The organism is Clostridioides sp. ZZV14-6345 (assembly GCF_020657775.1).
GTDB classification, from domain to species: domain Bacteria; phylum Bacillota; class Clostridia; order Peptostreptococcales; family Peptostreptococcaceae; genus Clostridioides; species Clostridioides difficile_D.
The window spans coordinates 1-26,151 of record NZ_JAGWCX010000035.1; the positions used below are offsets into that span (position 1 = coordinate 1).

The 26,151-nt window shown below is 29.2% G+C and carries 21 protein-coding genes, 3 pseudogenes and 1 other annotated feature; of the genes and pseudogenes, 1 reads left to right on the forward strand and 23 read right to left on the reverse strand.

What is annotated here, in order from left to right; translation table 11 throughout:
- Positions 1 to 89 precede the first annotated feature (89 nt).
- The 22 genes and pseudogenes from sigH to KGF39_RS10910 form a co-directional block, all read right to left on the reverse strand.
- Positions 90 to 737, reverse strand: a complete 648-nt coding sequence (gene sigH, locus KGF39_RS10810; RefSeq protein WP_054273052.1) for an RNA polymerase sporulation sigma factor SigH — start codon at positions 735 to 737, stop codon at positions 90 to 92.
- Between the two features lie 64 nt (positions 738 to 801).
- Positions 802 to 1,329 carry an NYN domain-containing protein gene (locus KGF39_RS10815; protein ID WP_054273051.1) on the reverse strand — a complete coding sequence of 176 codons (528 nt, stop codon included), beginning with the start codon at positions 1,327 to 1,329 and terminating at the stop codon, positions 802 to 804.
- Between the two features lie 2 nt (positions 1,330 to 1,331).
- The gene (gene rlmB / locus KGF39_RS10820; protein WP_054273050.1) at positions 1,332 to 2,069 is read right to left on the reverse strand and encodes a 23S rRNA (guanosine(2251)-2'-O)-methyltransferase RlmB; all 738 of its coding nucleotides are present in this window, start codon (positions 2,067 to 2,069) and stop codon (positions 1,332 to 1,334) included.
- 12 nt (positions 2,070 to 2,081) lie between these two features.
- Positions 2,082 to 2,840: an FAD-dependent thymidylate synthase gene (gene thyX / locus KGF39_RS10825; protein ID WP_227822312.1), complete on the reverse strand. Its 759-nt coding sequence runs from the start codon at positions 2,838 to 2,840 to the stop codon at positions 2,082 to 2,084.
- Positions 2,841 to 2,945: 105 nt separating this feature from the next.
- Positions 2,946 to 3,341, reverse strand: coding sequence for a Mini-ribonuclease 3 (locus KGF39_RS10830; protein ID WP_022615139.1), 396 nt, complete (start codon positions 3,339 to 3,341; stop codon positions 2,946 to 2,948).
- A gap of 2 nt (positions 3,342 to 3,343) precedes the next feature.
- Positions 3,344 to 4,741 (reverse strand): cysteine--tRNA ligase, encoded by a 1,398-nt coding sequence (gene cysS / locus KGF39_RS10835; protein WP_227822313.1) that lies wholly within the window; start codon positions 4,739 to 4,741, stop codon positions 3,344 to 3,346.
- Positions 4,742 to 4,876: 135 nt separating this feature from the next.
- Positions 4,877 to 5,032 carry a hypothetical protein gene (locus KGF39_RS10840; protein WP_021382499.1) on the reverse strand — a complete coding sequence of 52 codons (156 nt, stop codon included), beginning with the start codon at positions 5,030 to 5,032 and terminating at the stop codon, positions 4,877 to 4,879.
- 220 nt (positions 5,033 to 5,252) lie between these two features.
- Positions 5,253 to 6,734, reverse strand: a complete 1,482-nt coding sequence (gltX, locus tag KGF39_RS10845; protein WP_227822314.1) for a glutamate--tRNA ligase — start codon at positions 6,732 to 6,734, stop codon at positions 5,253 to 5,255.
- Positions 6,735 to 7,172: 438 nt separating this feature from the next.
- A complete protein-coding gene (gene proS / locus KGF39_RS10850) occupies positions 7,173 to 8,618 on the reverse strand; it encodes a proline--tRNA ligase (RefSeq protein ID WP_227822315.1) in 1,446 nt (481 codons plus the stop codon).
- A gap of 121 nt (positions 8,619 to 8,739) precedes the next feature.
- Positions 8,740 to 10,455, reverse strand: coding sequence for a proline--tRNA ligase (locus KGF39_RS10855; RefSeq protein ID WP_227822316.1), 1,716 nt, complete (start codon positions 10,453 to 10,455; stop codon positions 8,740 to 8,742).
- Between the two features lie 63 nt (positions 10,456 to 10,518).
- Positions 10,519 to 10,727, reverse strand: a binding site (T-box leader).
- Positions 10,728 to 10,821: 94 nt separating this feature from the next.
- Positions 10,822 to 11,307 carry a 2-C-methyl-D-erythritol 2,4-cyclodiphosphate synthase gene (gene ispF / locus KGF39_RS10860; RefSeq protein WP_227822317.1) on the reverse strand — a complete coding sequence of 162 codons (486 nt, stop codon included), beginning with the start codon at positions 11,305 to 11,307 and terminating at the stop codon, positions 10,822 to 10,824.
- Positions 11,304 to 12,017, reverse strand: coding sequence for a 2-C-methyl-D-erythritol 4-phosphate cytidylyltransferase (gene ispD / locus KGF39_RS10865; RefSeq protein WP_227822318.1), 714 nt, complete (start codon positions 12,015 to 12,017; stop codon positions 11,304 to 11,306). The genes ispF and ispD overlap by 4 nt, the downstream gene beginning before the upstream one ends.
- A 275-nt stretch (positions 12,018 to 12,292) precedes the next feature.
- Positions 12,293 to 13,225: a biotin/lipoate A/B protein ligase family protein gene (locus KGF39_RS10870; RefSeq protein WP_054273039.1), complete on the reverse strand. Its 933-nt coding sequence runs from the start codon at positions 13,223 to 13,225 to the stop codon at positions 12,293 to 12,295.
- A 177-nt stretch (positions 13,226 to 13,402) separates the two neighbouring features.
- Positions 13,403 to 14,052: pseudogene (locus tag KGF39_RS20245) on the reverse strand (class II aldolase/adducin family protein).
- Positions 14,053 to 14,630: 578 nt separating this feature from the next.
- Positions 14,631 to 14,849 carry a hypothetical protein gene (locus KGF39_RS10880; RefSeq protein WP_227822319.1) on the reverse strand — a complete coding sequence of 73 codons (219 nt, stop codon included), beginning with the start codon at positions 14,847 to 14,849 and terminating at the stop codon, positions 14,631 to 14,633.
- 22 nt (positions 14,850 to 14,871) lie between these two features.
- Entirely contained in the window at positions 14,872 to 15,732 is an 861-nt protein-coding gene (locus KGF39_RS10885) for a 2-oxo acid dehydrogenase subunit E2 (RefSeq protein ID WP_227822320.1), read from the reverse strand.
- A 12-nt stretch (positions 15,733 to 15,744) separates the two neighbouring features.
- Positions 15,745 to 16,616, reverse strand: a pseudogene (locus tag KGF39_RS10890) (alpha-ketoacid dehydrogenase subunit beta); the annotation flags it as partial.
- 51 nt (positions 16,617 to 16,667) lie between these two features.
- Positions 16,668 to 17,144: pseudogene (locus KGF39_RS20075) on the reverse strand (thiamine pyrophosphate-dependent dehydrogenase E1 component subunit alpha); the annotation flags it as partial.
- Between the two features lie 31 nt (positions 17,145 to 17,175).
- Complete coding sequence (locus tag KGF39_RS10895) at positions 17,176 to 18,111, reverse strand: sugar-binding domain-containing protein (RefSeq protein ID WP_227822321.1); 936 nt, start codon at positions 18,109 to 18,111, stop codon at positions 17,176 to 17,178.
- Positions 18,112 to 18,338: 227 nt separating this feature from the next.
- A complete protein-coding gene (locus KGF39_RS10900) occupies positions 18,339 to 19,712 on the reverse strand; it encodes an MFS transporter (RefSeq protein WP_227822322.1) in 1,374 nt (457 codons plus the stop codon).
- A 96-nt stretch (positions 19,713 to 19,808) separates the two neighbouring features.
- A complete protein-coding gene (locus KGF39_RS10905; RefSeq protein WP_227822323.1) occupies positions 19,809 to 21,455 on the reverse strand; it encodes a glycoside hydrolase family 43 protein in 1,647 nt (548 codons plus the stop codon).
- A gap of 21 nt (positions 21,456 to 21,476) precedes the next feature.
- Positions 21,477 to 22,643 carry a cellulase family glycosylhydrolase gene (locus KGF39_RS10910; RefSeq protein WP_227822324.1) on the reverse strand — a complete coding sequence of 389 codons (1,167 nt, stop codon included), beginning with the start codon at positions 22,641 to 22,643 and terminating at the stop codon, positions 21,477 to 21,479.
- Between the two features lie 216 nt (positions 22,644 to 22,859).
- On the opposite strand from KGF39_RS10910, the gene KGF39_RS10915 reads away from it, so the two are divergent.
- Positions 22,860 to 23,714, forward strand: coding sequence for an AraC family transcriptional regulator (locus KGF39_RS10915; protein ID WP_227822325.1), 855 nt, complete (start codon positions 22,860 to 22,862; stop codon positions 23,712 to 23,714).
- Between the two features lie 165 nt (positions 23,715 to 23,879).
- Here the strand turns inward: KGF39_RS10915 and KGF39_RS10920 are convergent, their stop codons facing one another.
- Positions 23,880 to 26,060, reverse strand: a complete 2,181-nt coding sequence (locus KGF39_RS10920; protein WP_227822326.1) for a hypothetical protein — start codon at positions 26,058 to 26,060, stop codon at positions 23,880 to 23,882.
- Positions 26,061 to 26,151: the final 91 nt, after the last annotated feature.

Sequence of the window (26,151 nt, forward strand, 5' to 3'; positions counted from 1 at the left end):
ATTTAGCTTTAGCCATTTTGAATTTCCTCCCTTATCTTTCGATATAAATTAATTTTGCTCACAATAAGCTTATGGTAAGTATTTTACTATTAATCATTTCTGTTTTCAAGATGTTTTTCTAATTTTCTCTTAACCCTTTGTAAAGCGTTATCTATTGACTTTACATCTCTTTTAAGCTTGTCTGCTATAAACTGGTATGACTTTCCATTTAAATATAATTCTAGCACTTCTAATTCCAAGTCACTTAATAATTCGTTCATCTTGGATTCTATATTCCTTAGCTCTTCTTTACTAATTATAAGCTCTTCTGGATCTGTTACTATACTTGTAGCTATAATATCTAAAAGTGTTCTGTCTGATTCTTCATCATATATTGGTTTATTCAAAGAAACATATGAATTTAAAGGTATATGTTTTTGTCTTGTTGCAGTTTTTATAGCAGTTATTATTTGTCTTGTTATACATATCTCCGCAAAACATTTAAATGAATTTGTCTTGCTTCCATCAAAATCTCTAACTGCCTTATAAAGGCCTATCATTCCTTCTTGTATTATGTCTTCTTTATCTGCTCCAATCAAAAAATATGACTTTGCCTTTGCTTTTACAAAATTTCTGTATTTGGTAATAATGTACTCTAGTGCTATTTTATCCCCTTCACTTGCTCTTAATACAATGTTATACTCATCCTGCTGACAATTGTCTATTAACTCATAACTTTTTTCTTTTGCTACCAACATGTAAATCTCCCCCATATATAAAACAAATTTATAGGTATATTATAGTCTAAAGAAGCTAGTAATTTCAACGCTTTCTACGAATGTTCTCAAGTTTCGACAATGTTTCCTTATCTAACCTTTCCTCCAACCAATTTCGCTGAATTTTTTTCCTCAAACCGATATTTTTTTCCTTCATTTTATTCTTGGAACGATCTAACTCTAACTTTAATTCTCTTGCAGACATTCTAGTAGCACCTTTTCCTAAAATCATTTGTTGTTCTGCATAGTCATTAGTAGCTACTTTTACATCATCATATTTTGATAAAGAAGTTATAAATTTTTCTATATAACTATCCGCTGTTTGATGTTCTCTTGTATAAACTATTGTTATATGTTTTCTTTTCTCAACTTTTTCTCTTGAATTCTTAACATTATAAGCGTCAAAAACTATTATAGTCTTATAACCCATAAACTCAGAAAATTCTATAATATCATCAATAAGCTTTTCTCGAGAATCTTCTAAGTCCTCTTTAGCCAGTTCTTTTAAATTATCCCACGCATTTATAATATTGTAGCCATCTATTATTAAGTAATGATTTATTTTTTTTTTCATAGTTATTTACTTTTATCCAGTCTTTGTCTGAATATCTCATATAAAAGTATGCCACCTGCTACAGATGCATTTAAAGATGTAACATTACCTATCATTGGCATTTTTACTATAAAGTCACAGTTTTGTTTAACCAATCTAGATATTCCAAAACCTTCACTTCCAATTACTACACCAAGAGGGCCAGTAAGATTTTGTTTATAAAAAGTTTCTCCATCCATATCAGCAGCGGCAATCCACAGCCCTTCATCCTTGAGTCTTTTTATTGTATTAACTATATTGGTTACCTTGCAAACTGGCATATACTCCACTGCTCCAGCAGATGCTTTAGCAACTACAGGGGTTATTTGTACAGACCTTCTTTTTGGAATAATAACTCCATGTGCCCCTACTGCATCCGCTGTCCTTATTATTGAACCTAGATTATGTGGATCTGTTATTTCATCTAGTATAATGAAAAATGGGTCTTCATCTTTATTCTTTGCTAAATCTATTAACTCATCTAATTCGTAATACTTATATTCACTTGCATAGGCTATTACACCTTGATGTGAATGGCTTGTACTTACTTCATCTAGCTTATGTTTATCAACGTACTGGATAATTATGTTCTTCTCTTTAGCCATTCCGATTATTTTTTTAATTGACCCTTCTTTAGCTGAATTTGCAATTAATATTTTGTCTATTTCTCTATCACTTTTTATTGCCTCTATTACCGGATTTCTTCCTTCTATACTTGCCAAACTATTCACCTCCTACAAGGCCTTAAATTTTTCTCTAACTTGAACTATATCTCCACAAGTCATAGTTCCTTCTGGACAACTACCATTTACACAGCTTGGACCAGTTTTTTTGAATAATATAGGAGCAACCTTTTTAACCTCTCTTAACATCTCTACAGCTAAATTTCTTATTTCCCATTGTGCTCTTTCACAGCATCTATGTTCAAAGAAATTAAATAAACTTCTAGCATTTATAGTAAATACCATCTTTGTTTCACATGCATTTGGAAACACATATCTAGCATCTTCTATTGCTTTCTTTTCAGCCTGTCTTTTTGCTGTTTTCTCATTTTTACCATCTTTTATTAGGTCATTATAATGATTTTCAAACAATATCTCAACTAACTTATCATAATTCTCTTGGTCTTTTTTCATTGAGTTTATAAATAACTCTTTTGCATTTTCTATTTTTTCTATTTCTGGAGGAATTATGTACTCAAATTGTTCTAATTTAACATATCTTTGACTTTGTTGTGAAAAACTAGCTATACGATGTCTAACAATTTGATGTGAACAAGCTCTTGAAATACCTTCTATTGAAAATGTAAATGAAGCATGTTCTAATATTGACCCATGACCTATACTTAATAACATATTTAAAAATTTCTCTATACTTTCATCTGTTAAGTCTTTTTCTATTTCGTCTGTTCCAACTGGTGAATAACATAGCTTAGCTGCCATAGCTATTACTTTTTCTGGTTCAGGTGTATGTGATATTAATTTTACTTTCATAAATTCTTATCCTTTCTCAATGCTAATTTCTATATATTTATTATACATTAGTTATAAAAAAAGTGTTGCCTTATTACTTATTATTAAGACAACACTCTTTAATATTTACATATCTCTTTCAATAATTTTGATTCCTTTATTGATAATATATTGAAGTCTCTCTATTTCATTATTTAAATACAAATATCCAACTAATGCCTCAAACCCAGTTGCATGTTTATAGTCTATAATATCTGCGTTTTTAGGAGAAGTATTTGATTTTTGATTTCTTCCCCTTTTATAAATTTTACTCTCTTCCTCAGTTAATTCAATTTCAATTTCATGAATTATGGTTGCTTGAGCTTTAGCTTTTACATACTTTATAGCTAGTTTATGCAAATCATTAACTTTTTTTTGTGTATTTTGTCTAATCAAATGTTCTCTTATATATGTTTCATACACTGTATCACCTAAGTATGCTAAAACTAGTGGTGACATAGTAACTAATTCAGTTTTTTCCATTTTTATATCCTTTTCCACTTAACACCTTGTCTTGTGTCTTCTAATACAATTCCCATATCTAATAATTGTTGTCTTATATCATCTGCTAATTGGAATTCTTTATTTTTCTTTGCATCAGTTCTTTTTTGTATCAATTCTTCAATGTCCTTATCTAATACAGTATCTTTTTTCTTATTTACAATATTTAATACTCCTGTAAGTTCATTAAATTCGTCTAAACATTTTTTGGCAAACTCTAAAGAAGAGTTTTCATCTACATTAGAATTTATTAACTTAGCTAATTCAAATATTACACTTACTGCATCTGCTGTATTAACATCATCATCCATAGCATCTATAAACTTTTGTCTAAAGTTATCTAATTCTTTAACAAGTTCTACTTCTTTTTCTGTTAAATAAGAGGCTTTTAAATTACTTAGTATAAATTCTAATTTTTCTTTAGTATTATATAGCCTTTCAAGACCAGCTTTAGCTTGATTTAACATCTCATCACTAAAGTTTACTGGATTTCTATAATGTGCTGATAACATGAAAAATCTTACTATCTCTAAATCATATAGTTTTGATATATCTCTTACTGTAAAGAAATTACCTTTTGATTTACTCATCTTTTCATCATTTATATTTATATATCCATTATGCATCCAATATTTTGAGAATATTTTTCCACTTCTAGCTTCACTTTGAGCTATTTCGTTTTCATGGTGTGGGAATGTTAAATCTTGACCACCTGCATGTATGTCAATTGTTTCACCTAAGTATCTCTTAGACATAACAGAACATTCTATATGCCATCCTGGTCTTCCTTCTCCCCAAGGACTATCCCATCCCGGCTCACCTTCTTTTTTTGCTTTCCAAAGAACAAAGTCCATAGGATGTCTTTTTTGGTCATTAACTTCAATTCTTGCTCCTGCTTCTAAATCTTCTTGTTTTTGACCTGAAAGCTTTCCATACCCTTCAAACTTATTTGTATCAAAGTATACATCGCCATTTACTGCATATGCATATCCCTTATCTTCTAACTCTTTTATAAAATCTATAATCTGTTGTATGTTATCTGTAACCTGAGGATGAACAGTAGCTCTTTTTATTCCTAATCCATCACAATCTACAAAATATTCTTTTATATACTTAGTAGCAACTTCTTCTGGAGATATCCCTTCTTCGTGGCTTCTATTTATAATCTTATCATCAACATCTGTAAAATTTTGTACATAAGTTACATCATATCCTCTATACTCTAAATACCTTCTTAGAGTATCAAATATTATAAATGGTCTTGCATTACCTATATGTATATAGTTATACACTGTTGGACCACACACATACATTTTTACCTTTCCTTCTTCTAATGGAACAAATTCTTCTTTTGTTCTAGTCAATGTATTATAAACTTTCACACTCATCACCTCACTATATTTTTATAAATTATTTTCTTAACATTATATATTATATTATAGTTGAAAATTGCAATAAATAATAGTATTACTATCATTTTTCATACTATCTTTCAAACTACATAATAATACTATTCTCTATTGCTCTTCTAAAAATATCTTTTTTTGAGAAGAACATTTTTCAAAAGTTTCTTCTGTAATCATTTTTTCATCTTTTAATTTTTCTAAAATTGTAACATATTCTAAGCATAGCTCCTTTAATTCCTTTTTAACATCATCCATATTACTATACATAGTAATTACCCCCTTAATAATTAAATCAAACTAAAATAATAGATTCCCTTTTTCTATGCTTAATATTTTATTAGTTTATTATTCATATTTTATTTATATTTTTGCTTTGCTTTTTATATATTAAATTTATTACCTTAAATACCTTCATTTTCTTAAGCAGATATTTTCATCAAATACTAACACAAAAAAAGTCCGCTTCTAAATTAGCGGACTTTTATGACTATAATATATTATTTTTTACATAAGCTATTCTATTTAAGCAAGTTTCTTTTCCCAAAACCTCCATTACTTTTGGTAAATCTGGACCATGCATTTGCCCTGTCAAAATTATTCTTGAACCCATAAATAAATTTTTCCCTTTTATTTTGTACTCTTTTTGTATTTCTTTAAGCATAGCTTGAACAAACTCAGCATCTAATACATCTGCTTTTTCTATTTTTTCTTGCAAAGCATCTATTAAAGTAGGTATATGTTCTAATTTTAAGAACTCACTTCCTTCTTCAGTTTCTACATCTATTTTATCTCCAAAAAATATACATGCATGTTCAGTAACTTCTTTTACATATTGTAATTTCTCTTTAAGCACTGATATCATACTCTTTAAAAAATCATACTTACTAGTAACTTCTTCTTCTGTTATAAATCCATCTTCTATTAAAAATGGTATTGCTAAATCTGTTAGATAAGCATCATCACCATCTTTTATATAGTGCTGATTAACCCAGTTTAACTTTTCAGTATCGAATACTCCACCACTTTTAGATACTCTTTCTACAGAGAAGGCTTTTTCTAATTCTTCCATTGTAAACAACTCTTGATTATCTTCTGGAGACCAACCAACTAATGCTACATAGTTTACCAAACCTTCTGGTAAATATCCTTTTTTCTTGAAGTCTTCAACTGCTACATCACCTTGTCTTTTACTTAATTTTTTCTTTTCTTTATTAAGTATATTTGGTAAATGCACAAAGACAGGTGCTTCCCATCCAAAAGCTTCGTATAAATAAACATGTTTTGGAGTAGATGATACCCACTCTTCTCCTCTTATAACATGTGTGATTTTCATTAAATAGTCATCAACAACTACTGCAAAATGATAAGTTGGAAATCCATCTGTTTTCATTAATACTTGGTCATCTAAGTCATTAGTATTGAATTCCATATCTCCTCTAACTAAATCTGTAAACTTAATTGTATGATTCTCTGGCAACCTTAATCTTATAACATATGGTATTCCTGCTTTTATATTTGCTTCTACTTCTTCTTTAGAAAGATTCTTACAATGACCATCATATTTAGCTGTTTCTCCTGCTGCTCTTTGAGCATCTCTTACTTTGTCTAGTCTTTCTTTTGTACAGAAACAGTAATAAGCCTTTCCACTGTCTAAAAGTTGCTTTATATATTCTTGGTATATATCTAATCTCTGTGATTGAATATATGGACCATATTCTCCTTTTTGCACTACTTTTCGACTATCATCTAATATAACACCTTCATCATGATTGACACCAGCCCATTTCATAGCATTAAGCATATTCTCTATAGCACCTTCTACTAATCTACTTTGGTCTGTATCTTCTACTCTTAATATATATTCTCCGCCCATTTTTTTTGCAAATAAATAGTTGTATAAAGCAGTTCTTAAACTACCTATATGTACAAATCCCGTTGGACTTGGTGCAAACCTTACTCTTACATTCATTTTTACTTCCTCCTGATATTTTATTCAATATAACTATAATATTAAACTAGTACATTGTTTTGCAAGTTTATTTTTAATCAAATCTAATAATAATATCCTTTTTATTTAAAAATACACATGTTTATTATATCAGAAAATCCTAGTTTTAATTTCATAAATCTTTCTTTTAATCCATTTATTTTCTAAAAATTAAAAGTACTCTTTATTACTATTCATTTATATTTATTATTTACTTTATTGTATATCTATATAACAAATATATTTTTCTTTCATTATATATAATTATTAAAAATAGTTCTCTACTATATTCTTTTTATATAAGCATCTATAAGTTATTTTATAAGACATCTGCAAATACGATTTTTTTGCTCATAAAAATAAAAACTGGGATAAAGTGTTAAATACTTTCTATCCCAGTTTTTATTTAAATGTCTTATTTTAGTAAGCTTTTGCCATTACAACCATACTATCTGCTTCTTTTCCACAGTACACACACTTATGACCTAAGTTTTCTTGTTCAAAAGGTAAGCATCTTATAGTTGCTCCTGTTTCTTCCTTAATCTTAGCTTCACATTCTGCATCTCCACACCACATAGTCTTGATGAATCCTGGTTTTTCTTCTAAAGCTTTTCTAAACTCATCCATATTTTCAACTACAGATGTATTGTCTTCTCTATGTTTTCTTGCTTTTTCAAACATATCATTGTGTATAACATCAAATAAATCACATACAGCATCAGCTAATCCTTCTAAAGGCATAGGAGTCTTTTCTAAAGTATCTCTTCTGAATATCATAGCTTGATTGTTTTCTATATCTTTTGGTCCAATTTCAATTCTTACTGGAACACCTTTCATCTCCCACTCATTAAATTTCCATCCAGTTGTATAATTATCTCTATCATCAACTTCTACAGCTACTCCCTTAGCTTTTAAATCAGCATATATCTTATCAACAGTCTCCATTACATTTCCTTTTTTAGCAGCTATAGGAACTATAACAACTTGAATTGGAGCTACTCTTGGTGGTAATACTAGACCTCTGTTATCACTATGAGTCATTATAAGTCCACCTATAAGTCTTGTAGATGCACCCCAAGATGTATGATATGGATTAGCTAAATTTCCTTCTCTATCAGCAAAAGTAATATCAAAAGCTTTTGTAAAGTGTTGACCTAAGAAGTGACTTGTACCTGATTGTAATGCTTTACCATCATGCATCATAGCTTCTATAGTATATGTTCTTTCACCACCTGCAAACTTCTCACTTTCACTTTTTTGACCAGCTACAACTGGCATTGCAAGTAATTCTTCACATAATGCTTTATATACTTCTAATTGTTGTATTGTTTCTTCTTGTGCTTCTTCTGCTGTTTCATGTAATGTATGACCTTCTTGCCATAAAAACTCTGATGTTCTTAAGAAAGGTCTAGTTGATTTTTCCCATCTAACAACTGAGCACCATTGATTATAAAGATATGGTAATTCTCTATATGATTTTAACCATTTCGCATACATTGTACATATTATAGTCTCTGAAGTAGGTCTTACACACAATCTTTCTTCTAATTTTTTATTTCCTCCATGTGTTACCCATGCAACTTCTGGAGCAAAACCTTCAACGTGCTCTGCTTCTTTGTTTAATAAACTTTCTGGTATTAATAGTGGGAAATAACAGTTTTTATGTCCAGTTTCTTTAAATTTTTTATCCATAAAGTCTTGCATTTTTTCCCATAAAGCATATCCATATGGCTTTACAACCATAAATCCTTTTACTGGTGCATAATCAACTAAGTCAGTCTTAGTTATTACATCTGTATACCATTGTGGGAAATCATCTTCCATTTTTGTTATTTCTTCAACAAATTGTTTTTCATTTTTTGCCATTTCAATTACCTCCTCATTTATTATATTTTATAAAAAAACACCATTTTATCTTTTTATATAGATAAAATGGTGTTTATAAAGTACAACTCTGATTATCTATATAATAGCCTTCTTTAAGTTACTATCCTAATCTAACATTATTTCTGATAAACTCTGCCTTTACTTTTGCATTTATTTCTTCTATGTCAATTATTTCTTTATCTTCTTTATGTCTAAATTTAAATTCTACTTTACCTTCATTAATATTTTTACCTACTGTAATTCTCATAGGTATTCCTATTAATTCTGAATCATTGAATTTAACACCTATTCTTTCATCTCTGTCATCTAATAAAACTTCTACACCCATAGCTTGTAAATCATTATATATCTTTTCAGCTATTGATATTTGTTCCTCATTTTTCATATTTGCTGGAACTATAACAACATGGTATGGAGCTACTGACAAAGGCCATATTATACCTTTCTCATCATTATGTTGTTCAATTATAGCTGCTGCTGTTCTTTCAACACCTATTCCATAACATCCCATTACTATAGGTTTTGATTTTCCATCTTTATCTATGAAGTTTGCATTCATAGATTCTGAGTACTTAGTTCCTAGTTTAAATATATGTCCTACTTCAACACCTCTAGCTATTTCAAGAGGATTTCCACATACTATGCACTTGTCACCTTCTTGAACATTTCTAAAATCTCCAACTATTCCTTCAAAATCTCTTCCATAGTTGGCATTCTTTATATGATACTCAGTTTTATTAGCCCCAACAACAATATTTCTTTGTTCAACAATTTCTTTATCTATAAATACATAATCAGCATTTATACCTATTGGGCCTGCAAATCCTACTTCTGCATTAGTTACTTTTCTCACTACATCATCTGTAGCAAGAGCAAATTCTACAACAGAACCTATAGCATTAGATACTTTAACTTCATTAACTTCTCTATCTCCTCTTACAACAACTACAACTGTTTTTCCATCTGCCTCATATACTAAAGTCTTAGCAAACTTATCTGGAGAAGTCTTTAAAAACTCTACTAACTCTTTTATTGTGCATGCTCCTGGTGTATGAGCTTCTTCCAATTCCTTCATATCTTCTTTTTCTGATACTACATTACAAGATTCTGCTCTCTCTACATTTGCTGCATAATCACATCCACTACAAAATACAACTTCATCTTCACCAACTTCTGACTTAACCATAAATTCAGCTGAAGTAGAACCTCCTATAGCTCCTGAATCTGCCTGTACAGGGCTATTCTCTAATCCACATCTATCAAATATGCTTACATATGCATCAAACATATCTTGATATGATTTATCTAGACCTTTATCATCTACATCAAAACTGTAGGCATCCTTCATTGTAAAAGTCTTAGTTCTCATAACACCAAATCTTGGTCTTCTTTCATCCCTATATTTTACTTGTATTTGATACAAATTCAATGGCAATTGTTTATATGAAGTAATTTCTTGTCTTATTATATCAGTGAAGGCTTCTTCATGTGTTGGTCCAAGACAGTACTCTCTTTCTGTTCTATCTTTTAGTCTAAACATTTCTTCACCCATAGCAGTCCACCTTCCAGACTCTTTCCATAATTCAGAAGGAAGTAAAGCTGCACAAAGTATTTCTTGACAATCTTTTTTATTTAATTCTTCTCTAATTATTTGTTCAATTTTTTTGAACACTCTTAGCCCCATTGGCAATTGGTTATAAATCCCTGAAGTCATTTTTTTAATCATTCCTGACCTAACCATTAATTGATGGCTTGTAATCTCAGCATCTGCTGGGATTTCTTTTAATGTTGGCATAAACATCTTTGACATTTTCATTAATAGATTCCTCCTGAATATTAACTTCCTGAAAATATAAAAAACCTCTCATCTCTATACAAGTATAGAGACGAAAGGTTTGATTTCCGCGGTACCACTCTAGTTAGCTATATAAATAGCTCTCTTTTGGGAATATAACGGTTCCTACCGTAAAGATTTTTATACCTTTAAGCTAAAAGACAGGTTCAAAGACTTCCTCTTGAAAACTCTCACCACCGTTTTCTCTCTGTGAAGATTTCATCATTTTACTATTTCTTTATCATAGCTAGTCTTATATTTATATTAATTTCATTTAAATTCACACATTATAGATATTCTATATAGGCCTATTACTCAATATCCATTAAACTTATTACTAATAATATATTAATTATTCTGACTTGTCAACAATAATAAACAAATACTTTGTGAAGCTATACCCTGTTTTGCTCCTGTAAAACCAAGACCTTCTTCTGTAGTTGCCTTTATGTTTATATTTTCAATATCTGTATTTAAAACTTTTGATATATTATTTCTCATAATCTCAATATACGGAGCCATCTTAGGACTTTGAGCAATTATAGTACTATCTATATTCCCAATTTTATATCCTTTGCTTGTTATTAGATTATATACATGTTCTAATAATTTCATACTATCTGCTCCCTTATATTCTTCATCTGTATCTGGGAAATGCTTCCCTATATCTCCTAAAGCTAAAGCTCCTAAAATAGAATCCATTATTGCATGTATCAATACATCAGCATCAGAGTGGCCTAATAAACCTTTATCATATGGTATATCTACTCCACCTATTATAAGTTTTCTATCCTCTGTTAATTTGTGTACATCATATCCTAATCCTATTCTCATATAATTCTCCTTCTACTGTTAACTTCATCTCTTTTTTCCATATTTAATATTTGTTCTGCTATATTTAAATCTTCTGGACTAGTTATTTTTATGTTTTCATAAGAGCCCATTACCATAGTAACATTTTGACCTATATTTTCCACCAACATTGAGTCATCAGTACCATAATAATTGTTCTTATATGCTTGTTCATAAGCATCTATTATGAGATTATATTCAAAAGTTTGAGGGGTTTGCGCTGCCCACAACAAACTTCTTTCTGGAGTTTCTTGTACTGTACCATCTGACACTATTTTTATAGTATCACTTACTGGAACACCTACAACTACAGCCTTTTTTTCTTTAGCCACCTTTATAGATTCGTTAATTATTCTATGGTCTACAAATGGTCTTGCTCCATCATGAATAAGTACTATATCACAATTTTTATCTAATTTTTTTAAGCCATTATATATAGAATCTTGTCTTTCTTTTCCTCCATATGCGACTTTTATATTCTTAAAGTTATACTTATTTATTATATTTTCTTTAAAAAAATCTTCTTCTTCTTTTTTTATACATACCACTATTTCATCTATATTTATATTTTCATAAAAAACTTGAATTGTATGAGCAATAATTTCTTTTTCTCTTAATTTTATGAACTGTTTGTTTATATCTAAGTTCATTCTCCTTCCGCTTCCCGCCGCAACAATTATAACACTATACATGGTATCACCTCGTATTTTATTTTTAACCATCATTTATTAAAACTTTTAATATTTTTTATTTTAACCATATGATTAATTATATATTAAATTTTCAGTTGTATAAATAGTTAATGTCTATTTGCTAATGAAAAACTTGTATATTTATTACAATATATATTGATTTTTCAATAGTCTTGTTTTTAATTTTACAACTTTGTAATGGTTTATTAATATGCAAAAATATTAAAAACCTCCAGTTTGATATAAGATAATTTTATCAAATTAGAGGTTTTATATTAAAATATTAAATTAATTAAATCTATGTAATGTGGATAATTTTTTAAAATACTATTTTTTATTTCTTCTTTAGAGAAATTCACTTCTAACAACTTATCCATATTAATTATGTTATCCTCATAAGAAATAAAAAATTTTGATATCTTCCATTTGTTAACATGTATATTGATTTTACTCTCATCATGAAATGGTAGTACTACTTGAAATTTAGGTGTTTTACCATATGTCCACTCTATCTTTTTATATTTGTCTTCTTCTAGATTGTATACGCTTTTAACATCTTCTTCATCTAATTCAAGTTCTTTTATATTTTTTATATTGGATTTTAAATATTCAACACAATAATCTAAAAAGTAATTTATATCTTTTTCAAGCAAAAAATTAATATTTGTCACTTTACTTGAAACAGATTTAGTTGCATTCGATTCAGTTGATTTATTTGAATTTAGATATTTAGTCAGCTTATTTAAGTCTGAATCGTAAAGAAGAGTTCCATGATAAAGAGAATTTTTTCTTTTTATAGACTGTGCAGAGCCTGAAATTTTTTTCCCATTTAAAAATAAATCTTTTCTTTCAGTTATAGACACATCTAGCCCTAAGGTTAAGAGCATATTTTGCATAAACTTAGTATGCTCCAGAAAATCTATCTCATGAAGCTGTCTATCTTTTTGTATGAATGACATATTAATATTACCTAAATCATGATAAACAGTGCCTCCTCCAGATATTCTTCTTAAAATAGGAATTTCTCCTTTTTCAATAATATCATGATATACTTCTTGATATGGATTTTGATTCTTACCCATAAAAATAGATTCCTCATTTCTCCATATAATTATAATATCATCATTATATTTATCATTCAAAAATAGATATTCTTCTAAGGCTAAATTAAAGTAAGGATTTGTGCTTTTGTTTAATAAGTAATACATAGAAATGTAGACTCCTTTTTTATTTTATCTTATTGCTTATTTTAGACTCAAATAAATTTATATACTATTAGATTTCATATTTTATTTCTTAGCTATTAAACTTATTATATCATTATAAACTTTCTTAATATCACTGAATATCTATATCTTCACATTACTTTTAAAATTTTATCTAGTTTATTTATCCTGACCATATACATTAAAAAATACATCTCTAGCTCTTTGAATTTCTTCATCTGGTAATAACACTGGTGTACCAATTGATTTTGCTAAGTAATATACTTTAGCTGAATCTTCTAACATTACAGCTGATGTAAGAGCATGACCTACAGATGGACCAACTGCAATTACGCCATGATTTGCTAAAAGACATGCTCTTTTGTCACCAATTGCTTCAATAACACATTTTCCCATCTTGTTGGATGTTGCTGGTGAAAATTTTGCAACTGGTACTGAACCTCCTACTTCATTTGCAAGAGTTGTACTTGCACATGCTATAGGTTCATTTAAAATAGCAAAACAACTTGAGTATGTAGAATGTGTATGAATTATACTATTTATGTCTTTTCTATGCTTAAATCTACTGATGCTTTCCATTTCCCATCTATAGTATTTCCATCTGCATCCACTATAACAATATCACTTGGTATAAGATTTCTATAATCCATTCCACTTGGGGTAATTGCTATATATCCAGTTTCTTCATCTCTTCCACTTACATTTCCTCCTGTTAATGTCACTAAATTATAATTTAAAAGGTCTAAAGATGCCTGTAATACTTCTTTTCTTAATTTTTCTAATAACATTAGTTGAATCCTCCCATTCATTATAAATATAGCCTTATATATCCTAATTGTGTTTTAATCACTTAGATATTTTGTTTCAATTTTAATTGAAAATTCCAAAAATTTAATATAAAACTTAAATTTACTCCTTACTAATAGAGATTACGTCTATTTTCATTTTTAATTTTTTATACCCTCTTATTCTTGAGTGCTTTATTTCTAAACTTTAATGATTCTGGATATAAGTACTCTTCTAACTCAACAAAATAATCATATAATTCTATACTATTATTAAAAATTCTCTTATTCTTATCTTTTCTATATCTTTAATTTCATACTTATGTGTAGTCATAAATGAGATAAAATGTATACATTTGCTATCAATAATAATTTCTTTAGGAGTACTTGATGATATAAAAGTATTGTATTGAATATACCATAAGTACAAACAATTATTAACAAACTATATATATTCACACTGAAATTTATATAATTATTAAACAGTGCATAAATCAATATTAAAATCATAAAAAATCCTGGTATTGTAACACTAAGTAAGTACCTTTTAGAATCATATTTATACTTTTCCATAATTCATACACTCCTTAATAAAGTTGTTTTTAGACTTCTTCTTCTAAAGATAATTTTTTATTTTCATTTATTATTCTATTTCTATTATAAATAGCCATTCCTAAAGCTATAACTCCAAAAACTACTCCTCCAATAACTTTATAATTCATAATTTTTACGAATATCCAGCTCAATGGATTCGCACCATCACAAATACTTGAAATCATAGTTGCTCCTTCAGGCATTTTAAAGCTAGCATTTAGAGCCATTTGGGTAAATAATGGAGCTACATTAGTCGCGATTTATTATAGGTGTAAATGTAGTTATACCATACATTCCGACGTTACTTATCGTAAATGTATTACCTTCTTGGTCTGCTGGCATAAGTTTTCCTGTCTTTACTTTTTCGGCAAGTTCTTTACTCTCTTTAGCTATTTCTTTTAAAGATTTTTTATCTACCTTTTTTACTACTGGGACATATAAACCTTCATCTAGACCAACTGCAATAGCTATATTTATATCTTTATATCTAAATATCCCATCATCTGTCCATGCTGAATTTAAAGCTTGATGATTTGGAAGTATTCTAGATACTGCCATTACTATTAAATCTGTAATAGTTAATTTCACTCCAGTTGATTCTTTTACTGTGTCTATTAACTTTGCTCTAAGTGACTTCAATTCAGTGGCATCTACCTCTATATTGAATGTAAATACAGGAGCACTGAAATAGCTTTCTGACATTCGTTTTGCTACAGTAGCTCTCATTGGATTTGGTTTTTCAAACGTTCCTTCTACTGTATTAAACACACTTGAATTTTCATTTTTAGTCTTTGTCTCTTTTTGCTCACTAGCTTTAGATGTATTAGTTGATACAATAGTTTCTTTTGCAGTTAATTTTTCTACATCGCATTTTCTTATTTTTCCGTTATATCCAGTACCTACAATAGTTTCTAAATCTATGTTTAAATCTTCTGCTATTCTTTTAGCTAAAGGAGTAGTATTTGCTTTATTGTCTTTTAAATAATTTAATACATCAACTAAATGAATTCTTCCATTTTCTCCACTTCCAATCAGCTTATCTAATTTTATATTATCTTTTCTTGCTTGATTTCTAGCTGCTGGTGTGGCTTTTACTTTATTTGCCACCATATCTATCCCTCCTTATCTAACAATTAAAGATTTTATTGCTTCTTCTATTTCATCAACTCTTGGGACAACTGCTTTTTCTAACTCTGGATTATATGGTATTGGCACATCTTTTCCACAGATTCTTTTTACAGGTGCATCTAAATAATCAAATGATTCACTTTCTGTTATTAAGGCTGATATTTCTCCACCTAGTCCACCAGTCTTAGCTGCTTCATGACAAATTAGAACTCTTCCAGTTTTGCATACACTTTTCACTATAGTTTCTTTATCCAATGGATATAAAGTTCTTAAGTCTATAATTTCTACATTTATATTTTCTTTTGATAGTTTCTCTGCTGCTTCCTCAACACTTTGTAACATTCTTCCATAAGTAATTACTGTAACATCTGTACCTTCTCTTTTAATATCTGCCTTACCAATCTCAATTACATAATCATCTTCTGGCACAACCCCTTTTTTTCTATATAACAATTTATTCTCAACAAATATGACTGGATTATTGTCTCTTATAGCTGCTTTTAATAACCCTTTAGCATCTTCTGGTGTAGAGGGTGCAACTACTTTTACTCCTGGAACATGACAGAACCAAGCTTCTAAACTTTGTGAATGTTGTTCTGCTGAACCAGTTCCAGAACCACCTGGGCATCTAACAACCATTGGAACCTGTGCTTTTCCTCCAAACATATATCTCATTTTGGCCGCTTGATTTACAATTGCGTCCATAGAAATTGTTACAAAGTCCATAAACATTACTTCCATAATAGGTCTTAAACCAGTTGCTGCTGCTCCTGCTATAGCTCTTCTGATATAGGAGTATCTCTTACTCTTTCTGGTCCGAATTCATCTATCATACCTACTGATACGCCAAATGCTCCTCCATATATTCTATTCTCACAGTAAAATATTATTGGCAACTTCCATATTGATGATAAATTTATTCCTTCATGAAAAGTACCTTCATTTGATGCTCCATCACCAAAACTACATAAAACTATTTTTCCTGTTTTTTTATATTGTTGTGTAAGTGCAGCTCCTGGAGCTATTGTAAGACCTCCACCTACAACGCCATTTGCTCCTAAGTTACCTGACTCAATATCTGCTATATGCATTGAGCCTCCTTTTCCCTTACAAAAACCAGTTTCTTTACCCATAAGTTCAGCCATCATTTTATTTAGGTCTATTCCCATTCCTATAAATTGACTATGCCCTCTATGAGTTAGTGATACTAAATCTCCTTTTTCTAAAGCCATTACAGCTGCCACACTTGATGCTTCTTGACCTACAGATAAGTGAGTTGTTCCATGTACCATACCTCTTGCAAAAAACCAACTAACTTTCTCTTCAAATTTTCTAGCCTGATTCATTCTCTTATACATTTCAAGCAATGTTTCTTTTGATATTGACATATACATTCCCTCCGATTAACTTTTATCTATCTTTTTATTAGTCACAATCTTCTAATAATTTAATTGCTAAACTATTTATAAATTTCACTTTTAATGATGCCTTTATTGCCTCTATTTTTTCATCTCCTGAAGCTACACCGATTGTTCTTTTTATCTTTTTTAAATCTTCTAGCTTTACGCCTAATACTCTTTGATTAAATTCAAGTATAGAAGTTTTCCCTTCTTTATCAAAAGCTTGCAAACAAATTGCACCTATTGAGTTGTATTTTTTTAAATCCTCTATATCTGCTTCATGCATATATCCAGAAGCCATTATTGTTGAGTTTAAGCTCATAGGATTTCCTATACCTACAATTGCTATGGTTGTTTTATCTATTAAATCTAGTACTTCTTTAATTTTTTCATCTTTGCAAAGTTTTTCTTTTGTAGACAAGTCAGACATAACAGCTGGAGCATGTAATAATTTAAAATCACCTCCAAAAGCCCTTGCTAAACTTACTGCTATTTGATTTGCATGAATATCTATTTCATTGTCTCCAATCCCACCTAATAGAGGTATGAATGTAACATTTTTACAGTTATTTTTTTCTACATATCTAGGTATTTCTTTTAGTGTTGTTCCTATTGAAACGCCTATTATATCATTTTCCTTTACTACTCTAGTTAAATATTCAGATACAGCTCTTGCTAGTTCTTGTTTTTGTGTTAGTAAATCCTGTTTATCATCTATTACTATTACTTCTTTTGATTTATATTTTCTTTCTAGACTTCTCTCTATTTTTTGATAGTCATTTTTCAAAACATCAACTATCTGTATTTTTACTATTCCTTGCTCAAAAGCTTCTTTTAATATTCTTGATATTGTTGGTCTTGATATTCCCAATTGATTTGCTATTTCCTGTTGATTCAAATTATCTTCATAATAAAGTGAACAACACTTCATCATTAATCTTAAGTCTCCAATTTTTTTCATTTGCTTTCCTCCAAAATCAAGCTTTTCCAATTATCTTTACATTTGTTCAATTATTTTACTTAATTTCAGTAACATTATAGAAGGGGTTCATATAAAAAGTCAACTGTTTTTTTTGCATAACAAAAAAACGGTGATACTTTTCTTGTACCACCGTGTCATTAAACAATTGAAACATTACCACTTAATTCGTATTATGTATTATTTCTAATTGCTAAATGTCATCTTCATTATTTATCATTTAATTCATTAAGTATAGTATCATATTCTTCGTCAAGCTTATAAAAAGACATTATTATAATTTGTAATATTGTTATAAGTATAGGTAAGTATATAAAACATACTTTTATTGATACTATAGCTAAATCACTTTGAGTATCTGATGTTCCTACATAACCACCAATTGATAATACTGCACCTAATATCGCTGAACCTAACCCATTTCCGACTTTAAACCCAAAGCTAGATGCACTATTTATAAGCCCCTCAGTTCTATATCCAGTCTTCCATTCTCCATATTCAATAGTATCTGAAACAATAGCAAACATTGTTGCTGCTATTCCAGCACTCCCTATTCCCTTTATAACACTTGCAGACATTATTCCAATATAGTTTTGCCCAGATATTATAAACATAACATTTGACGATATTAATATTATTGAACCGACTATTAATACATTTCTTTTTCCAAATTTTTTTATAAAAGGAGCAACAATAAACATAGCTATAATTTGAGATATATTGGAAACCATATTTATGGGACCAAATAATTTTTCATCTCCTAAAATAAACTTTGCATAATATACAGATGAACCACCATTTATCGCAAACACAATAAATATGCAAACTAAGCATAAAGTTATTTGTATCCAGTACTTATTTCTAAATAAAGATTTAATACCTATTTTAAATGGTATTACTTCATTCTTATCTTGCTTAACTGCTTTTACTCTTTCCTTGGTTCCAGTAAATGTTATAAAAAATACCATTATAGATGCTATTCCAAATACAAAAAATGTTTTAGTCCATGCTGATAAATTATTTCCAAAATATTCAACTAGAGGTAATGTAAGTCCATTTATTATTAAAGTACCACAAGTTGCTAATATCATTCTAAATATACTTAATACTCCTCTTTCATACTGGTCTTGAGTTATAAGTGAATTTAGTGTTGCATAAGGTACATTGATTGCTGTATAAATAACAGTAGAAACTAAGTTATATGTAATAAAAATATAAATTAATTTAGAAGTGGCTCCAAGACTTGATGGAACAGAAAATAATAATACTGCTGCTATGGCAAAAGGAATCGCCATTCTTAAAATCCAAGGCCTAGCCTTACCATGTTTAGATTTAGTCCTATCTACTATAATCCCCATTGTTAAGTCACTAAAACCATCCAATATTCTAGATATAAGCATAATACTACCTACAGCAGCTGCACTAACATCTGCGTAATTAGTATAATAAAACAATAAAAATGCTGACATCGCTGAGTATATGATATTGCACCCTAAATCCCCACATCCATAAGAGACTCTTTCAAAAAATGAAGTCTTTTCATATTTAATAGTAGTTGCTTTAACATTAACTTCAGTATTCATAATCCCATACTCCTTCTTGTAAGATTTACCTTCTAATGTTTCTTATTTCAGAGCATAAGTCTTACCTTTGCTCTGAAAATTTTAGTAATGATTTTATTAATCTACATCTTTTGATTCATCTGCTATATATTCAAAGAAATCAAAATCAGCATAGTGCTTATGCTTTACACGGTCTGCACAAGTTAACCCTATAAATGTACCTGTAAATTCTCCATATTTACAGTACTCATCTGAAAACTTAGTTGTATCAAATATCTTCCCTATTCTTTGGTAGTTTTTTTCATCATAGCTCCATTCGAAATATGACTTACGACCTTGTATATGCAAACGAAGATATATTGGTATATCTTTTATTGGTATCCTAGTATTTAAAAACTCTGTTTTCTCCCCATTTTCAAGATGTATTATTGATAGTGCACTTTGACCCAATGTTTCACTATAGTACTTTCTTAGATTGATATAATTCATATTATCGTAATACATTATCAAGCCTGCACTATGCTGATGTACTTCTGGGTAAAACTCCATCTTAGTAGTTATTCTTGCATATACTGAAGTTAACTTCCTTGCCAATATGCTCACTCTATTTAATGATGTTCTTGATTCTTGTCCTCTAATCCTTACATATCCTGGCCTAGACGTAACATCTGCAAATGATAATGGTGAAATCCTAGGAGCATAGTATTGTAAACCTAATTCATTTGAATCAAAGTCATCAAAACTTGGTATAGATGAAACTAAATGTTCTTCTAGTTTACTTTCTGATACATATTCTTTTGCCAAATTACTACCTTCTTCCATTCGAAGCCAGTTATCATCTGTCCATTTCATTTTTTGAATAGCTGTTTCTCTACCTAAAGTACACCTTAACTCTGGTACAAATGGTCTAGATGTAAGATGAACTAAATATACTTCACCTGTTGGTGTTTCTATATAGCTTCCATGACCAGATTTTTGAAGTTTTGATTCTGGATTGTAGTATTTAGGCTTTAGATGAGCAGGGTCATGCCTCTCATAAAAATCTCCTGGCATTGAGGTTACAATTGGATTCATTGAATCTTTTTCATAAGGCCCCCATATGTTTTTAGCTCTTCCCATGGTTACACTATGACCATATCCAGTTCCACCTTCTGCACACATTATATAATAATAATCTCCACGCTTAGTTATATGTGGTGCCTCAATACAACCTCTATCAGTTCCTCCTGACCATATTCTCTTTGGATACCCTACTATTTCTTTTTTTTCTGTACAGTATTCCACTAAACATATAACACCAGGTTTTTCATATCCTTCTCTAGTTTCCCAGTCTAATGATGAAATCCACTTTTTACCATCATCATCATGAAAAATAGATGCATCAAATCCTGATGAGTGTAGGTATACTGGTTCACTCCACTCTCCCTTTATATCTTTTGATGTAATTAAATAATTATCAACATCAAAATATCTTGCATTCATAGAATTCATAATTCCATAAACTATGTAAAATAAATCTTCTTCTTCACAATAAGTCAAACAGGGTGCCCAAATTCCCTTAGATGAAGGAAGCTTCTTTAAATCTATTTTTGTTTCATCTGTTAAAATATGAGTATATAGCTCCCAATTTTTTAAATCTTTAGAGTGATAAACAGGTATACCTGGAAACCATTCAAAAGATGAAACCACAAGATAATAGTCATCTCCCTTCCTACAAATACAAGGGTCTGGATTAAATCCTGGAAGTATAGGGTTTTTAATCATATCTTTTCCTCCAATTTTAGTTTAATATTCTATAGGATACCATCCTTGAGCTACACATTTGCCTAGGTCCCAACTATCCCATCCTATCCAGCCTTCTTCGTTAGCTGTATCTAGTAATAACTTATAGTTCCAATAGTAGTGACCACTTCCATTTCTCCACGCATCAAGCTGTGCCTTTGCTATCTTCCTATATAATTCTCTTTTTTCGTCTTTTGATAATTTATCCATATTTGATTCAATCCCATTCAAAGGCGATTGACCTCCAGCTGTATCTGTACCACAAGCATATGAATTAAATAAGCTCCACTCTCCACATATAATAGGAAAATATTTTTGCATTTGTAAAATATCCTTAGCATAATTTTCTTTAATATATTTAACATAGCTATCAATATTCTGCTCACATCCATCTGCTTCAGCTAACATCAGATATTGGTGTGTATCTAGAACAACATTTTTAAACTCTTCCTCTCTCATAAAGTCTTTCCATGCTTTTAATTCAAATGCATCATGAAATACTATAACGTTTTCCTCACTCATATAAGGACGCATTACTTTATATGCTTTTATATAAAAATCACGTAAAAATTCTAATGAATTAGGTTTACTTCTTCTTGCCATCTCTTTATCTACAGCCTTAAATCGATTTGGAACATTCATTATGTTCCACATTCTTTCTGTTATTGGTTCATTTAAAATTTGAATTCCATACAATTCATTTCTCATTCCATAACGTTTTGCAAGCCTTTCTAATACATTTAAAGTAAACTCTACATATTCTGGATTTTGTGACCAGTTACATACTCCTGATATTCCTCCATTATCAAATCCATTTTGGCTTCCTGGAACTGTATGTAAATCTATCAATATACTAAGTCCATACTTATCTGCCCAAGCAAATGCTTTATCAAGTTCTTTAACACATCCTATAAATGGTTCACAATCACCAAAAATAAAATATGGTACTGGTATACGAACTGAATTAAATCCCATAGATTTAATCGTTGCAAAATCTCTCTCTGTGATGTATTCACTACGATGAGTCTTAATTCTAGATTCATATATCTCTCTTGAAAGTTGTCTTGGTAAATAGTATTCATCTTCAGCTTCTGTACCTTCAAATAAACTTGAGGTCATCCATTTTTCTAAAACTAACCAACCTCCTAAGTTTACACCTTTTATATACACATAAAGTCCTCCCCTCTTATCTTATTTAAATAGGTATATTTTGCACTTATACTAAAATAATTTTTTTAAGTTATTTTAATATACAGTTATTATATTTGATTTTGTTTGTTTTCTTAAGTATGTTTATTGTCTAATTTATTAGTTGATATTATCTTTTTAATATTGAATATTATAAATTTACTAGTTATAATTTAAAATTATAAGGAGGAGATTATTATGAACAGAAATAGTTTTTCACATGAAATTGTTGAACCTATTGATAATTTAGATGTTAATTTTAAACTATTTGATGATAGTGGTAGTTATGTAGCAAATCATTGGCATAATTCATTAGAAATAATTTATATAACTTCTGGTGATTTACAAATTAACATGGAGGGCTACACTTATAATTTAAAAGCTAATGAGTGTATGTTCATTAATTCTGGAGTTATTCATTCAACTAGATGTACTTATGAGAATACCTCTATACTATTGCAAGTACCATTATCTTTTTTAAATAAATACATTCCTGATTTTAAAAATTGCTATTTTGACTTTAGGGTCAATGTTAATGACAATAACTATAAAAAAAATTCAAATAAAGTTAAACTCATATTAGAAAACATGAGAGAAATCAAACTTAGTTCTCCTCCAGCAGCTAATCTACGTTTTACGAGTTTATTATTTGAACTTTTATTTGAATTATATACAAACTTTAAAATAGCTGTAGGTAATAAAAATATGAAAAAGACAGCACTTGACTTATCAAAATTTGAGCCAGTTTTAGAATATACAAAGATTAATTACAAGACTCCTATTTCTATTAACAAAATTGCTAAGGTAGCACACTTACAACCAGAATATTTTTGTAGAAAATTTAAACAGTATATGGGGCAGACTTACTTAGAATATTTAAATGATGTACGTATTTCTCATATTTATAAAGACTTAATTAACACAAATGATACCTTGTGTAGTATATTAGAAGCCCATGGATTTACTAATACAAAATTATTTTACAGAATTTTTAAGGAAAAATTTAAGTGTACTCCTAAACATATAAGAAAAAAAAATGTATCTAAAATATGAGATTATATGTTATTTATCTTTGTAATTAAAAAAGGAGTTGCTCTTAAAACTTGATTAGAAAAAATCAAATTTGAGACAACCCCTTTTTGTATAATAATTTATTTTTTATAAACTTTCTTCTTAACTTTATTTTATAAAAAGGAAGTTAAATTAATGTGTTAATCTTTATATATCTTTTAATGCTGTCAAATTTATACTTAATATTATCATAGGAACAATTATATAAATAAAAGCTGTTGCTGATGACACTATCCCAGAATCATTTACTAAAAGAGTTACAAAACATCCTACTATTGATGCTATAAATCCTTTAAATATAAGTGGATATTCATCAATCAATTGCTTAAAGTATCTAATCTGATTAATCATAAGAACTAAGATTACCCCTATTCCAGTTAATAGTATATTTACCCATGCACTCGTTTGAGCTAGCTTCAAGTTCATCTCTATCTTTCTACTAAATGTTTGTATTATTTCTCCTGGTCCATTAAAGTAAATTTCTTTTACAAACATACCTAAATGTGAGTTGCTTCCTGAAATCATATCTATAGCTACAAAAACTCCTAGGACAAGTAAAACTGCTATACCTAATAATACAACTTTTTTGAAGTCTATCTTTACATTATATATTAATAATATGAATAGTAAAAATGCAACACATTCAGAAATAGCACTTCCAACATTTGCCCCCATAATTGGAGATGCACTCGTAATTAAAATAACTAAAGAAAAGATTATTACAGACCATTTTGGTACGTTTTTATATGTAAGTAAAATTGCAAATGTAAATATTGCACTACCTATTGCCACACCCTGATACTCATTTCCTACTCCATAATATCTGGCTCCAATTATACAGTCATAACTCATGACATTACTTTTCATTAAATATGAACCAAATCCAGAATCAATAACCAGAATCAATATAGTTAATCCAGTGAAAAATAGCATATTTTTTAAATCATTCTTTATTAAAACTTTACTTATTAAATATATAGTAAGTGTTATTATAATCATTCCTAAAGATATTGCTAATGGTGTTTTGAAATTCATTATTGGAGTTATCATAAATGATAATGGCATTACTATTCCTATTTTCAAAAGCTCCTTTAGTATAAAAAATGTTGTTTCTCTATGATTTTTTGATATATGCTTTCTAAGTAGAATTGCAATCATAGCAACTATCCATGATAAGAAAACTATACTTACAAAACCATTTAGTATTGTAGACCTTATGCTTGAGATAGATACTATCTTTTGATATTCATCCATCAAATATTCTTTATTATCATCTCTGTTAATAAGTTCATATTTTTTTCCAACCATATTTTGATTTTTTATATCAAAGTTTTGTAATATCTCAACTCCAACATCTAGGTTCGTTACAATCCCCTCTCTTCTAGTAGTTGAAGATGACAACAGACCTTTTCCATTCCCATTTAATTTTATTATTGGAGAAAGTCTTCTTTTATTTTTATAATCTAAATCACTTGGAAATGCACTTGATATATAAACAGTGTCATTTTTTCCAACCATAGAAAATAAATTTTTTAAGTATACATCTATATTTTTTTCTATCTTATCTTTCATACTCTCATATGTTTTTTCATTTAAGTTCGGCTTATATAAGTCTAATCTATATGTATCTCCAATCTCTATAAAAACTACATCATTGTTTTTGTAAGATTCTTTAGTTTCTACAATCAGTTTATTATAATCAGTTGATATTCCATAAGGCATAGATAAGTCTTTTTTATTTATATTATCTACATTTCCATTAGGGATTCTTCCATATTCATCCATTGCAGTTAGGCATAAGTTTCTATTTTTAATAAGTTGCCCATTTTCAATTATATCTGAATTTCCCAACACAGATGCTTTTAGACCATTATCAGATAAACTTTGTCCTAATGACCCTAGTACAGAGCCATACTCCCCAAAGTTTAAATTTTCATTTATAGACTTATTTATAGTTAAATTATTTATACCTTTTGCACTTTTTCCTGTTGCCGATTCAAAATTTATATTTTTATCCTTACTTGAGCCTTCAAAATTAATATCTTCTTCATTAGCTACATTAGCTCTTCCACCAGCACCCATACTAGCATATGACCTTCTATCATCACTACCTTTATCGCCTCTTATGTTCATCAGACCGATATATCCTCTATTATCTAGCTCTTCTCTTAATGATTTTATTCTTAACATATTGCTCATACTAGTTCTGTTCATATCTATAAATATTACTTTTCCATGTGTCGGTATGCCATCTGCAAAACTGTATTGACTTGTCGATGTTAACATTATGATAAATGTTGCTAAGAAAGATATAATCTTTTTTCTCATAAATTCTCCCTGCTTTCTGATTTAAATCCTCATCTTTAAGAATACATTAAACATTGTCATTATAAACAAATAAATTTGGACCATCTATTTA